The sequence below is a fragment of the Blautia sp. ZXY-1-C6 genome (assembly GCF_056339875.1).
Genome location: NZ_JBWJVQ010000233.1, coordinates 1 through 11,264, shown reverse-complemented (window position 1 = coordinate 11,264; position 11,264 = coordinate 1). Strand labels below are relative to the sequence as shown.

14 protein-coding genes are annotated in these 11,264 nt (G+C 41.2%); 4 read left to right on the top strand and 10 right to left on the bottom strand.

Going from position 1 to position 11,264, the window contains the following annotated elements:
• The first annotated feature begins 192 nt into the window (after window positions 1-192).
• The 3 genes from AC075J_RS14610 to AC075J_RS14600 are packed head-to-tail and all read left to right on the top strand — an operon-like array spanning window position 193 to window position 2,305.
• Entirely contained in the window at window positions 193-993 is an 801-nt protein-coding gene (locus AC075J_RS14610) for a helix-turn-helix domain-containing protein (RefSeq protein WP_118521997.1), read from the top strand.
• A 41-nt stretch (window positions 994-1,034) separates the two neighbouring features.
• Entirely contained in the window at window positions 1,035-1,649 is a 615-nt protein-coding gene (locus tag AC075J_RS14605) for an NUDIX hydrolase N-terminal domain-containing protein (RefSeq protein WP_117802310.1), read from the top strand.
• A gap of 26 nt (window positions 1,650-1,675) precedes the next feature.
• A complete protein-coding gene (locus tag AC075J_RS14600; protein ID WP_476390464.1) occupies window positions 1,676-2,305 on the top strand; it encodes an HAD family hydrolase in 630 nt (209 codons plus the stop codon).
• Between the two features lie 665 nt (window positions 2,306-2,970).
• Here the strand turns inward: AC075J_RS14600 and AC075J_RS14595 are convergent.
• The 9 genes from AC075J_RS14595 to AC075J_RS14555 form a co-directional block, all read right to left on the bottom strand.
• On the bottom strand, window positions 2,971-3,111 hold the full coding sequence (locus AC075J_RS14595) for a helix-turn-helix domain-containing protein (RefSeq protein ID WP_118521995.1): 141 nt from the start codon (window positions 3,109-3,111) through the stop codon (window positions 2,971-2,973).
• 113 nt (window positions 3,112-3,224) lie between these two features.
• A complete protein-coding gene (locus AC075J_RS14590; RefSeq protein ID WP_019162937.1) occupies window positions 3,225-3,479 on the bottom strand; it encodes a hypothetical protein in 255 nt (84 codons plus the stop codon).
• 204 nt (window positions 3,480-3,683) lie between these two features.
• A complete protein-coding gene (locus AC075J_RS14585; RefSeq protein ID WP_008706243.1) occupies window positions 3,684-5,492 on the bottom strand; it encodes a Na/Pi cotransporter family protein in 1,809 nt (602 codons plus the stop codon).
• 146 nt (window positions 5,493-5,638) lie between these two features.
• Entirely contained in the window at window positions 5,639-5,869 is a 231-nt protein-coding gene (locus AC075J_RS14580) for a hypothetical protein (protein ID WP_161275851.1), read from the bottom strand.
• Between the two features lie 24 nt (window positions 5,870-5,893).
• Window positions 5,894-7,246, bottom strand: a complete 1,353-nt coding sequence (locus tag AC075J_RS14575) for a sedoheptulokinase (RefSeq protein ID WP_173698412.1) — start codon at window positions 7,244-7,246, stop codon at window positions 5,894-5,896.
• Complete coding sequence (locus AC075J_RS14570; RefSeq protein ID WP_022380876.1) at window positions 7,243-8,430, bottom strand: pyridoxal phosphate-dependent aminotransferase; 1,188 nt, start codon at window positions 8,428-8,430, stop codon at window positions 7,243-7,245. Before AC075J_RS14570 ends, AC075J_RS14575 begins: the two co-directional genes overlap by 4 nt.
• A gap of 389 nt (window positions 8,431-8,819) precedes the next feature.
• Window positions 8,820-9,230, bottom strand: coding sequence for a hypothetical protein (locus AC075J_RS14565; RefSeq protein ID WP_055053782.1), 411 nt, complete (start codon window positions 9,228-9,230; stop codon window positions 8,820-8,822).
• Window positions 9,231-9,342: 112 nt separating this feature from the next.
• A complete protein-coding gene (locus tag AC075J_RS14560) occupies window positions 9,343-9,528 on the bottom strand; it encodes a DUF6440 family protein (RefSeq protein ID WP_019161960.1) in 186 nt (61 codons plus the stop codon).
• 86 nt (window positions 9,529-9,614) lie between these two features.
• Window positions 9,615-9,947: a winged helix-turn-helix transcriptional regulator gene (locus AC075J_RS14555; protein ID WP_055053783.1), complete on the bottom strand. Its 333-nt coding sequence runs from the start codon at window positions 9,945-9,947 to the stop codon at window positions 9,615-9,617.
• Window positions 9,948-10,089: 142 nt separating this feature from the next.
• On the opposite strand from AC075J_RS14555, the gene AC075J_RS14550 reads away from it, so the two are divergent.
• Window positions 10,090-10,443: a cupin domain-containing protein gene (locus AC075J_RS14550; protein ID WP_128868234.1), complete on the top strand. Its 354-nt coding sequence runs from the start codon at window positions 10,090-10,092 to the stop codon at window positions 10,441-10,443.
• 359 nt (window positions 10,444-10,802) lie between these two features.
• Here the strand turns inward: AC075J_RS14550 and AC075J_RS14545 are convergent, their stop codons facing one another.
• Complete coding sequence (locus tag AC075J_RS14545; protein WP_020993163.1) at window positions 10,803-11,246, bottom strand: GNAT family N-acetyltransferase; 444 nt, start codon at window positions 11,244-11,246, stop codon at window positions 10,803-10,805.
• Window positions 11,247-11,264: the final 18 nt, after the last annotated feature.

Sequence of the window (11,264 nt, the reverse complement as noted above, 5' to 3'; positions counted from 1 at the left end):
CGGGGTATTCCTTTTCGGACGGTCATTCTGTTTTCAAGGTGCTGTCCATCGATGAACTACCCTAAGTCTACACGAAAAAAATGCAATTCCCGGAATTTTGCGAGAATTGCATTTTGATGAAGTTTACACTTTGGAAATTGCATTTTTGCAATCATTCTGTATAATGGAAGTATGCGGAGGAGGTGCGTGTTTATGGCTTTACCCGGAACACCCGGACAACGGATTTCCGATTTATGCAATGGGAACCACATCACACAAAAGGAACTTGCGGAGAAGATAGGCGTTTCCGCTTCCCAGTTGAGCCGCATTGTCAGCGGCGAAACAAGAACGGTAAGCAGTGATATTCTCATAGGTGTGGCAAAGGAATTTAAGGTATCGACAGACTACATACTGGGCTTGTCTACCGTGAGCGTCCGTAAAAGCTACGATATTTCTGAATTAGGCTTGTCCGAGGGAGCCGTGAGGGGGCTTGTGACGGGTGCTGTTGATGTGCAAATCCTCAACCGCCTGTTGGAACACAGGAATTTTCCCAAGCTGATAGATTTGATACGGATTTATTTTCAGGACACGGCGGCAAAGGGCATAACAGCAAGAAACCAGCTTATCGAGATAGCAACGGCTTCCCTGTCCGATCTGATGAAAGAACACCCGGAACACCGGGCGGAAGCAAAGCAGGATTTACAGCTTTTGAACACCCAAAAGATGGGGGAACATGAAGCAGAGATTGAAAAAATCAAAAATGTGTTCCTGGCTATCCTGCGGGATATTAAGAAAGATATTGACAACGGGGAACAGCCGGGAGAAGCTGTGACCGCCGCTATGTTCCAAGCCATGCGGGACGCACTGGCGGAACAGAAGAAAAACCCGCTTTCCATTGACGATGTAACGGCGATGATAGCCGGACAGATCGGACAGCTTGCACCGATGGATGAAGAAACTGCCGACTTGTTCCAAAAGTTGTTAAAGAAAGTGATGAACCAAAAAAATGACTGATATTTTATCAGAGAAAATCACAGTAGCAAGGGAGGATAACCATGAAAGAACAATGGCTGGAATGGGCAATAGAATTACAGAGTCTTGCACAAGCAGGATTGACCTATGGAAAAGATATTTTTGATAGAGAACGCTATGAAAGGATACGGGAAATTTCTGCTGAGATAATGGCATATAAGACAGATATACCTGTTCAAAAAGTGAAAGACCTTTTCTGTAATGAAACAGGATACCAGACACCAAAACTTGATACCAGAGCCGCTATTTTTCAAAATGGAAAAATTCTTCTTGTTAAAGAGAATAGCGGAAAATGGTCACTTCCCGGAGGTTGGGTTGATGTAAATGTGTCTGTCAAAGAAAATACTATTAAGGAGGTCAAAGAAGAAGCAGGCTTAGATGTAACTGCTGATAAAGTGATTGCAATTCAAGACCGCTCTAAACATAACTTGCCAGTATATGCTTATGGCGTATGTAAAATATTTGTACTTTGCACCATTATCGGAGGTGCCTTCAAAGAAAATATAGAAACTACGGGCTTTGCATATTTTTCAGAAAATGAACTGCCGGAACTGGCCACGGAAAAGAATAATGAAGAGCAAGTAAAAATGTGTTTTGAAGCATATCGAACCAAAAACTGGTCAACTCTTTTTGATTAGACCGAGGGAAAAGGAGGAACAGTCCTATGGGTTATAAGCAGATTGTTTTTGATGTAGACGGAACTCTGATTGATACAGAATATGCCGTCATTCATTCTTTGCAAGATACTATAAGAGCAATAAACGGAAAGATAATCTCCGATAAAGAATTAACATTTGCTTTAGGAATTACCGGCGAAAATGCTTTGCAGCGTTTAGGAGTGAGTGATATAGCGTCAGCACTATTTATGTGGGACAAGAACATGGAAAAATACAGGGACACGATTACTGTATTTCACGGGATAAAAGAATTGCTTGAGACTATTTCGGAATTAAAATTAGGCATAGGAATTGTTACCTCTAAAACCCATGAAGAATTTAGAAGCGATTTTCAGAAATTTGATATATCATCTTACTTTGAAACCGTGGTCTGTGCTGATGATACGCTACAACACAAACCAGAACCAGACCCGCTTTTGAAATACATGGAATGGACAAAATGTCAAGCAAATGAGTTACTGTACATTGGCGATAGTATCTACGACATGCAGTGCGCTAAACATGCAAATGTAAACTTTGGATTAGCAAAATGGGGTGTTGGAAATAGAGTGAATGCTCAAAAATCATTCTGTACTCCTTTTGATTTAGCCAAAAATCTTGCTTCAACCAAAAGCTAATACTTGATACAAGCAAGTAGCAAAGACAGCCGAGCCAGTCACGCCCGTCTTTGCTAAAGGGTAATCAAGGCGGGAAAGCCCTAAAATGGCTTCCCGCCCATTTCAATTTTTAGAAAAGAAACGCTCCAAAATCAGAAAGAGAGCGGCCAAGCACTTTGAGGGATTGGCCGCCTTGTCCACCCATTCAACGGGGCGGCGGGCGGCGGTCAAGACCGGGTGCAAACCCGTTCATTTCAGTCTTGACGGTTGCCCACTGTCCTGCTATTTTCCGGGAGTGTGGCCACTACTTCGGGACACTTTGTCCACAAGTCGGAGCGTAGGACGAGGGACGGGGGCTTTCATATACCTGCCGCCGTTCTCTGAAACCAGCCCGATTTTTTGTTCATTCCCATTCACAAAAAGTCAGCCTGTTTTCCTACCGGAGCAAACGGGGCGCAAAAAGCACCGCACCCCGTTTCCCCCGTCAGCCACGCCAGCAGGTATAACACACTACACTTTGCTTCGCAAAGTCGTGTGCCAAATGGGGGCTTTGCCCCCATTTGGAAACCCCCACAAGAAAAGGCGGTACGCTACCCCTCCACGGGGCGCATACCGCCTTTTCTTGTTATCCAGCCCTCCGGCTGTATCGGTTGAGCAAAAGTCAGCGTGGGATTGGTGTGGTATCTTTATCTAAGCGAACCCCCATTTTCCCACTTAGAAACTGCCTTATCTGTGACTCCCAGCTTCTCGCCCAGCTCTTTTTGTGTCCAGTTATGTTCTTTGCGGCACTGTGCAATGAATACGCCAACTTTCTGTGTGTCTACCATAGTATGCTCTCCCTTGTACGTCTTTCTTGTACTTTTGTTACTTTGATTATGTCATAGACCATGGGGAAAGTCACCCTACTGCTGGTAGAATTGGCATTTATACTTTGTAAAGTCTACTTCAGTGCTGTCAGAATCCCCATTGCATTGTCGTAATCTTTCTCTCCGACCAGGATTTCATACAATGTTTTATCTGTTCCGAAGTTCCCACCCATGCTGCGGGCAGTTCCCCTGCCCGGGGCTATCATTTTTTCTTCGTGGTTAACTCTCTTTGTTTTGTATTTGATTTTCTCTGAATCTAAGGCTTTACAATACTGCTCATATTTGTCCCTGGATGCACCGAGATAAACTGTTCTGCTGTCGAATAACATAATTGCTTCCTCCTTTGGGGTGTTGTTTTTACAAAAATGATTCTTCCTGCTATCTCCTCAGCCACACACTCCAGAACGTGTTCGAAAAATCCTTCCCACAATCTGCATACCCAGTGAATATAACGAAAAAACAGCAGACATCTGTTTCCAGATCATCTGCTGTCATTATATCATATATATTTATTGCTTTGTAGTATAAAAGTATTATTCTACCTCTTCCGGTTCCATGCTTCGCATGTGTTCCTCGTTCTTTACGATTTCATACTTCTGGCGATATTCCTTGAAGTATGTATAATATTCCACGCTGTCAGATGGGTAAATCTTGGAATCATGGATATGCATATCCGGATTCTCGTCTCCACTCTTAAGGAGAGCTACCATTGCACTTGCACAATGTGCTGCAATACGGTTGAAGCTGTTGAGAATGTCTGTATATACAGTTCCCTCTTCCAGTCCACAGTTGCCATTACTCAGACGCTCTACATGATGCATCTTCAGCTCATTGCATAAGGATGTGATAATCATTCCAAGCGGTGCAACTCTCTGTGCCATCTCTTTGTCATCATTGAGGAACGCACGGCAGGTAAGGTTGATTTCCTCACGGACTGCTTCCATTACTACATTCAGCTCATCCCAGGCTTCCTGTGAGAAGTTGGTGTGATTATCATGCATTTCACTGGACATATAGGCAATGTAGGATGCATGGTCACCGATTCTCTCAAAGTCATTGATGGTATGAAGATAAAGGGATGCCTGCCTTGTCTGGGCACTGTTCATCTCATGCTTTGTGAGCTTCATCAGATATTCCCCAAGACGGCTTTCGTATTTATCGATCAGGTTCTCTTTTCTCTGTACCTTATCAAATTTATCCTGCTGATATTCATTCAGAAGGTTCATGGCACGGTTGACATTCTTGCGAAGCTTCCTTGCCATACCGCTCATGGCACGATGACACTGTCCAATAGCAAGTGCCGGATAATTCAGAAGACGTTCTTCCAGAAGATCAAAATCTGCTTCATCTTCCAGTTCCTCTGCACTGTCTTTTACAAGCCAGCACACCAGCTGCTCGATCTTCGGTATGAACGGGAAAAGAACACATACTGTTGCTACACGGAATACAGTATTCAGTAAAGCAATTGCAACCGGTGACATAATCATATCCATAAATCCGAAATGCACAACAGCATTTACAGTGTAGAAGATCACTGACCAGAGGATAAGACCAAACAGGTCATTGATCAGATAAACAAGTGCTGTACGTTTACCATTCTTATTCGCACCGATTGCTGAAATCAGAACCGGACAGGCAGCACCTACACCGATACCAAGAACGATCGGGAATGCACTGGAGAATGTCAGGATACCTGTTACAGATAACGCCTGCAATACACCGACTGTGGCAGATGCACTCTGCAGCACTGCGGTAAATGCAATACCTACCAGAATACCTATCAGCGGGTTGGAAAACATTGTCAGCATGTTTGTAAATGTGGGGCTGTCCTTCAGTGGTGAAACAGCACCGCTCATTGTCTGCATACCTGTCATCAGGATTGCAAAACCAAGCATGATATTACCGATATTTTTATGCACGGAACGCTTACAGGCCATGCGAAGGATAATACCAATAATCGCTACTACTGCTGAAATTGTTGCTGTAGATAAAATCTTCGCAATTCCGTTCTTTCCGTCAATATAAGAAAGACAGAGGATCCATCCGGTAATACTGGTTCCGATGTTGGCTCCCATGATAATACCGATGGCCTGTTTCAGTTTCATCATACCTGAGTTAACAAAACCAATGACCATAACGGTTGTGGCAGAAGAAGACTGAATCACGCTGGTAACACCAGTACCCAGAGCAACTCCCTTCAGCGGTGTGTTTGTCATTCGATACAGGAAAGCTTCCAGCTTATTTCCGGCAACCATTTTCAGGCCGTCGCCCATCAATGACATACCGAACAGGAATAACGCTACTCCGCTCAGTAATGACAATATCATTGAAAAAATTCCCATTATTTTCTCCTTTGTCGTCTGCCTGATTTCCCACCTCATCTCAGAAAATCGGCGCATAATGTAAGCAGGTTATTTTACCTGTTTCTAATCAGAATTTAACCTGCTTTTTACTTTTCCATTCTTATTATGTCACGTCCGGGAGATTATTACAATAATTGTTTTTTCAAAAATTGCATTTTTTCCATAGCGTTTAAAATGCTGTCTTTTTTTTCCTGATTTTTTTTGCAGTTTTCATAAAATTTTCCGGCATGCTCCAAAATATATCTGAACATGTCGAAAAATAACATACAATAAATCGGACAGTAAAGAAGGAGCTGTCTATTTTCAGGACAGCCCCTTTCCTCAAATTCCAGTATTAAAATCAATTGGTTATTCACAATCCGCTTCACTGCTTCATTTTATTATCTGGGGGAATTGATATAGTTATACATACTACTACTCATTGCTGCCCCTGTCGCAGCTTCCTCTTCACATTCTGCCAGAACAAGTTCTGCCTTGAACATATCCGCAATAATTTCACACAGTACCGGATTTTTTCTCAGTCCATTCCCTGAACCAATCATGCGTCTGATTTTTATACCAGTTCCTTTCTGAATAGTCATATACATCTGATACAATTCTGTGCTCATTCCCTTCAGAACACCATAGCAGAAATCTTCAGGTGTAAAGTTTTCGGAATATACCTGAGTAATACTGCCGCTTTTTTCCGGATTCACCCGCGTACCATCAAATGTTGTTTCAACTTTAATCTTTCGGCTTTCAGTTCTTTCACTATTCTGGTCTCTCCCTGTTCTTGCCATCTTTTCCATTACTTTGTATAATGGCTGCTCCTGTCCGGTCGCTTCTTTTACAATTTTCCGGAAAAACTGTTCCAAGAGCGCATACGCCTTGCCACCACACAGAGATGCTCCCGCAAGCAGATACTTCCCATTCAGGAAAGGTCTCGCCTCAATTCCATCTCCCGAAAAATACTGACCGGAAAGAACAGAAATCTGTCCACCGGTTCCCATATTGACCAGTAATGTATTCTCCTCATCACCTGCTGCTCCAAGGAAGCTTGCCTGATTGTCTCCGATTGCTGTTGTAACTGTCCTTCCTCTGTATGTACCCAGTTTTTCTATTTCCGTACAGACATCCGGCAGCCAGTTTACGTCCACTCCCATTTCAGCCAGTTTTTCTTTCTCAAAGCACATCTTACGACTGTCAAAGAATCCCAAACCTGCTGCATTGCTTACATGTATCAGAGGTTTTTTTCGTCCCGTTAAATACATTCCAAAATAATCCATGATTGTACAGAAACTCAACGCCGAATCCGGAACCAGATTATGCCTGATATTATAAATGTGTGTAACAAGCCCATATCCTGAAGCAGCATGGATTTGACATCTTTCCCGGATTTCTTCTGTTAAAGGAATCTGATCCCCATCGCAGATACTTCCTCTGGCATCCTGCCATGTATATAACGGACTGACACAATTTCCTTCTTTGTCAACATAGACAATTCCATGCATCTGCCCTGTGAGCCCAATCCGCTCAACATGCGGATACTTCTCCAGGAAATAATCCAGCAGATTCACTGCTCTTTCTACAATTTCTTTTGCATACTGTATTCTTTCCCATTCATTTCCGGTTTCGATAAAGCAACCGTTCTCTACAGTTTTTGCCTCCAGAATCTTTGCCTGTCCGTTTTCCTCTTTTTCCAGAACAACACCGCTTATCGTTGTTGTCCCAATGTCAATCCCCGCTGTTTTCACAGTCCAAACTCTTCTGCCAGTTTCTTAAACTCCGGCAGGGAATTAATAATAGTATCATAAGATACACAATAAGCCAGTCTCACATAACCCGGGCAGGCAAAGGAACTTCCCGGAACCATGAGAATATTATATTTCTTTCCAGCTTCGCAGAACGCTTTTTCATCTGCTACCGGTGATTTCACAAAGAGGTAGAATGCGCCTTGCGGTTTAATGCACTCGAATCCGCATTCCTTCAGTCCGTTATATAATGCCAGACGGTTCTTGTCATATGCAGCTACATCCACTTCTGCATCTACACATTTGGCAATCACCTTCTGCATCAGGGATGGGGCGTTGACACATCCGATAGTACGGTTGGCAATAGCCGCAGCAGTGATAAGTTCTTCACTGCCATCTGCTTCATCCGGAATTACCAGATAACCGATACGCTCTCCCGGAAGGGACAGAGATTTACTGTAAGAATAGCCAACAATGGTATTGTCATAATATTTTGTCAAATACGGAACCTCTACACCGTCATAAGCCAGCTCTCTATATGGCTCATCAGAGATCAGATAAATCACACTGCCGAATTCCTGCTGCTTTTTCTCAAGAATTGCAGCCAGCTTCTTAATGGTTTCTTCGGAATATACAACACCAGTGGGATTGTGAGGTGTATTTACGATCACTGCTCTTGTCTTTGCTGTAATCTTCTGCTCAAACTCCTCAAGATTCGGTTGGAATGTGGTTGTATCCGGAGAGATTTCCACAAGCTTGCCATCAAAATTGCGCACATATGCACCATATTCCAGAAAGTACGGTGCAAAAACAATCACTTCTTCCTCAGGATTCAGGATTGTCTTAAAAATCACATTCAGACCACTGGCTGCTCCAACTGTCATAATCAGATTCTTCGCTGCAAATTTAGTTCCAAAGCGGTGGTTCAGAGATTCCGCAATCGTCTGGCGCACATCCTCAAATCCTGCATTACTCATATAACCATGCAGCACTGTCGGCTCCACTTCATTCACCAGATCAATAATAGCCTCCTTCACACACTCCGGCGCCGGAACGCTCGGATTCCCAAGACTGAAATCATAAACTTTGTCCGCACCGTAAATGGCTCTGAGACGATTTCCCTCCTCAAACATCATACGGATGGCTGAATTATTTTTTACATAAGGTTTCATTTTTTCTGCTATCATAACATATTCGCTCCTGTCCAAATAATCCCGGCAAACCGCCGAAATTCAGAATAATATTGCAACTGTCCAATTTCTCTTGCAGTGCATAATTTATCTTTATTTTAACCTTATCATGGTAAAGTGTCAATGTGCGACAATATACTATATTCCATCTTTTTAGCCGAAGTCAAGTAAGTCCCCTGCTTTAATTGCGAAAAGCAATAAGCAGGGGGTGGGAACTTGCTTGTATCAGAAGGAATCTTTGCGCTCCTCCAGTAACAAAATGTCAATAGTTTTTTAATCACTTTTTTCAAAAAAGGCAAAAAGAATAGAACGTATAGTTAATTTCCATACGCTCTATCTCACATTTCATATTAAATTTTTGAATTCTACAAACTGAAATCTGTCTGTTAATTTGAAACAGATGTAGCACTTACTTTCTTGTCGATAACAAAATATGTAACCACCATTAAAATAGAAATTATCAAACCAATATAAAACTCTGGGAATGCAAATCTAATGCTTTTATGGATACTTACTTCGCCCGTTATATTCATTACGTGCCATGTGAAGAACTTATATATCTCAGAAACAACAATACCAATTGTGCCTAATGCACCTAAACTTTTGCCAACAACCTGTTCCTTGAAGGGAAACCATACACCCACAGCAAACAAAATAACAGACACCATTCCAATGGGATTGAGCAAATTTATTAAACCTGTGATTTCCTGTACGCCTTTTAGCTCACCATATTGATTAAGGAACATTGGTAATAAACTGATAATAAATGCTATTGATAGAATAATTTTCTTTTTCATATAATCGCACTCCTATGTCAAATACCGATTGAGATTTCACCTGTTTTAAGCGATTTAATAACTGTTATATTTTGTTATTAAATTCTCTGCAAACCCTTGAAAACGCTGAATTTTACTTTGTAATTATGACTTTTCCTTCAGAGTCCAGAAGAGGTGTAATACCAGCCCCGTATCCAGATTTCCAACAAAGATAATTAACTCCAGTCTCCTTATCTACAAGAATTTGGCGAATCCCTTCGTCCTTAAGCGAACTTCCATCTCTAAATATAACTTCAAATCTTTCTTCTTTTTTTGCCATGTTTATTCCTCCTCGTTAAGCGTTAAATTCCGATTTCTCAGTTTCAAAAAGCTGAAATTGTTCGAGCTTTTCAAATACTAACGTACCTAATTCCGTTCAATAATTGATTTATAGTAGTTACCAAAGTCAGCAAGTGAATTAACAATTGGAAGCATTTTTGTTCCGAGTTCCGTTAAGCCGTATTCAACTCTCGGTGGCTGCTCATGGTAATCGTGGCGATATGCCAGTCCATCACTCATCATTTGTCTTAAACTCTCTGTCAAAACCTTTTGTGAAATACCATCTATACTTCGTTGTAGCTCATTGAATCTCCATGGACGCTCTTTCAAGTTACGCAAAATCAGCAGTTTCCATTTTCCTCCGATGAGCGATACTGCTGTTGCAACTGGGCATTCCGGTAATTCTTCTTTTGCTCGCATAATTCTCACCTCCGAGTCTATTGTAACACATTCAATTTTGAGTGTACAGTTACAAAAAGGTGCGTACTTGTTTTTGTATGTGTCTCACACTATACTAATGCCAAGCAACCAGAAACTACAAATTAACTATGGAGGTATTATTATGGCAAATTACACAAAAACAACTATTGGAAAGGAAAACCGAATTGAGCTACATGAAAAGTTGTCTTTAACAGGTGCAGAAATCAGTTTAAACGAACTACCTGCAGGAGCAAATGTCCCATTTGTTCATTCTCATAAAGAAAATGAAGAAATCTATGGAATTCTTTCAGGTAACGGCAAAGCCATAATTGATGGAGAAGAAATCAGCCTTTCAACTGGAGACTGGCTAAAAATCGCACCTGCTGCAAAGCGTCAGTTTTTTGCATCCGATATTTCCGGAATTACTTATATCTGCATTCAGGTAAAAGAAAATTCCCTGGAACATTTTACAGCAGCGGATGCCGTAATCGGCTAATTAAAAGTATTTATTTACAAAAATGCACAGCTCCCGATAAACTAAGAACTGTGCATTTCTTTTTCTTAAATTTTACGATTTCTCAATTTTTTATATAAGAAGTTATGGCTTTAACTTCCTCCAAATAATCAGCTTTAGGATAATACATACGACCACCAAAACTGCCACCAAGGCACCATCCAACAGTAACTCTGTGTACCACGGTGCAGACTGCATGGCATATAAATTTGGATAGGTTTTAAAGTGCCAGAACTTATAAATTCCGAATCCAATGAAAACTCCTATGAATGAACCAATAACGATATTTAAAAAACAATTCAACTTTCTCAGCATAGCAGTCCCCCCTTCCAAATTAGAAGTTATAAACATCTTTGCAAATATACCATATCTATTAACTGTACACCACACTCATAAATTGGGTGGTCATAATTGTCCGTAAAGAAATTCGGAATATTGTGAGATCTGACAAATCCGCATTTTTCATAAAACGGTACGGTCAACGGGCTGTCACCTGTTCCAACCTGCAAAATAGAATATTCATCTGCATATTTACTTACAAGGAAGTCAATCAATGCTTTCCCATAGCCCTGTCCTTGATTCTGAGGATCAACTGCAATATTTTTAATTTCAAGTATTCCATTATCTTCATCAGTAACGACACATTCAGCTTTTACATTACCATCTTCAAGTACATACATAGTACCTTTTTCAAGATAGTGATCAATCATATTTTCCTGCTCATCAGCTAATAACAATAATGCTATAAATTGCTTTTTATTCTCATTCACTTCTCGGATTTTCATATCTATTACTCCGTCAAA

Coding starts and splice junctions, on each gene's coding strand:
- AC075J_RS14610 (WP_118521997.1), top strand. CDS start 193: ATGGCTTTACCCGGAACACCCGGACAACGGATTTCCGATTTATGCAAT.
- AC075J_RS14605 (WP_117802310.1), top strand. CDS start 1,035: ATGAAAGAACAATGGCTGGAATGGGCAATAGAATTACAGAGTCTTGCA.
- AC075J_RS14600 (WP_476390464.1), top strand. CDS start 1,676: ATGGGTTATAAGCAGATTGTTTTTGATGTAGACGGAACTCTGATTGAT.
- AC075J_RS14595 (WP_118521995.1), bottom strand. CDS start 3,111: ATGGTAGACACACAGAAAGTTGGCGTATTCATTGCACAGTGCCGCAAA.
- AC075J_RS14590 (WP_019162937.1), bottom strand. CDS start 3,479: ATGTTATTCGACAGCAGAACAGTTTATCTCGGTGCATCCAGGGACAAA.
- AC075J_RS14585 (WP_008706243.1), bottom strand. CDS start 5,492: ATGGGAATTTTTTCAATGATATTGTCATTACTGAGCGGAGTAGCGTTA.
- AC075J_RS14570 (WP_022380876.1), bottom strand. CDS start 8,430: ATGATAGCAGAAAAAATGAAACCTTATGTAAAAAATAATTCAGCCATC.
- AC075J_RS14565 (WP_055053782.1), bottom strand. CDS start 9,230: ATGAAAAAGAAAATTATTCTATCAATAGCATTTATTATCAGTTTATTA.
- AC075J_RS14560 (WP_019161960.1), bottom strand. CDS start 9,528: ATGGCAAAAAAAGAAGAAAGATTTGAAGTTATATTTAGAGATGGAAGT.
- AC075J_RS14555 (WP_055053783.1), bottom strand. CDS start 9,947: ATGCGAGCAAAAGAAGAATTACCGGAATGCCCAGTTGCAACAGCAGTA.
- AC075J_RS14550 (WP_128868234.1), top strand. CDS start 10,090: ATGGCAAATTACACAAAAACAACTATTGGAAAGGAAAACCGAATTGAG.
- AC075J_RS14545 (WP_020993163.1), bottom strand. CDS start 11,246: ATGAAAATCCGAGAAGTGAATGAGAATAAAAAGCAATTTATAGCATTA.